Origin of the sequence: Arenicella xantha (assembly GCF_003315245.1) — a bacterium.
Taxonomy (GTDB): Bacteria; Pseudomonadota; Gammaproteobacteria; order Arenicellales; family Arenicellaceae; genus Arenicella; species Arenicella xantha.
Genome location: NZ_QNRT01000025.1, coordinates 1 through 1524, shown reverse-complemented (window position 1 = coordinate 1524; position 1524 = coordinate 1). Strand labels below are relative to the sequence as shown.

Here is a 1524-nt window from a genome sequence, read left to right as displayed (position 1 = left end):
TCACAATAAGAAAATATAACAAGAACAAAAACTACAACTCACTGCGTTCGTTCGGACGCGCATACAACGCGCGCCGGTTTTGTTGGCGTTAGTTGCATATGAGAAATATTATTTCAAACTTAGAAGTCTTATCGCTTCCAGTTCTTTTAGTTTTAGGTTTCTATTCAATTCAATACTCAAACGATCTTGGGGTCGCAGACAAGTACAGTTCGTATGTTGGTCTAGGGATCGCGGCAATAGCTTTTGGTGTTGCCATTGGTACCTCAGGTTTTCTTTTGAAAAATAAGAAGCGCTCGCTTATCAAAGCACATGCACCAATACTAATTCTCGTAGTAAGTTTTATTCTATTACTGTTAGTCTTAAAGTTATTATGGGGCTAGAAGCAACTAACAAGGTCAAAAACTACCGCACACTGCGTGTGCTCGGACGCGCAGAAGACGCGCGCCCGTTTTAACGGCGTTAGCATTACTTCGATATTAGTTATCATGGAAATTAGAAAAACATATTTTTACTTATCTTGCTTTTTGGTGTTACCCGTTAGCTTAGTATCCGGTTTTTTTAATTTCATAACGCTTAAAACAATGAAAAGTCATTGGGTGAACTACCCATATGAATTAACTCTTAGGTTATATACACCAGATTGGTTTACGGTCCTACTTCACCAAATAGGTTGGTTTGGTATCATCACTTTTGGTCTGATTTTTATTTTATCAATAGGGCTTGTTACATATGTATTTAAGCCTAGATATGCGAACGCCATTAATGCAACAACCCTAGTTGTTGCATTGTATTCTTTGGTCGCCTCCTTAGCATGGTTGTTAATTTCAATGTCAGTTTTAGCGAGGTATTAGAATGCTAACAAGAACCAAAAGTACGCCTGCGGCGGGACGCGCAGAAAACGCGCGCCCCTTTGCTTGGCGTTATGAGTACGAGTAAGTAATGTTTAAGTCGGAGATTATCTACATAGAGGTCTATGAAAACTATCTAAAATATTCTCGCGGGCAACATAGCGCTGCTGTGACTTTGCAGCCACAGCATACTTTTTCTTCTGCACGATTAGCGATAGCAGAATATGAGGTTGTAGAAAAACTATTAGACGAAATCGTCGGGTATTCTAAATGGAAATATTTTTTAAAGCCCGGGCCAACATTAATCATGAACCAACAGTATCTCGGTGAAAAACTTTCTTCAGTAGAGATTAAGGTTCTACAAGAGTTAGCATATGGTGCAGGAGCGAGAGAAGTTTATATTTGGCAAGGCAAAAAATTAGACTCGCAAGATATTGAAAATGGCCTCTATAAAAACTCATAACAAGTTGTCAAAGTACACTCCGCTGCAAAAGGCGCAGCTCCGCGGGACGGCTGCTCCGCGCCGCCCCTTGGCAAGGCGTTATGCATGACTTGATCAGAGTCGGTAATATGAAATTAGGTATTCTTGGAAAAATCTATACCAGTGTTATGGCGGTCTATTTCTTTGTTTCAGGATTCACTGTACTTTTAGATATTGAAGCTAAGCTCAGCCGAA

2 protein-coding genes are annotated in these 1524 nt (G+C 40.0%); both read left to right on the top strand.

Translation table 11 applies throughout. The features are described from left to right. Positions 1-98: 98 nt before the first annotated feature. Positions 99-380, top strand: a complete 282-nt coding sequence (locus DFR28_RS19520) for a hypothetical protein (RefSeq protein ID WP_113956085.1) — start codon at positions 99-101, stop codon at positions 378-380. Positions 381-939: 559 nt separating this feature from the next. After that, positions 940-1311 carry a hypothetical protein gene (locus DFR28_RS19515; protein ID WP_113956084.1) on the top strand — a complete coding sequence of 124 codons (372 nt, stop codon included), beginning with the start codon at positions 940-942 and terminating at the stop codon, positions 1309-1311. Positions 1312-1524 lie beyond the last annotated feature (213 nt).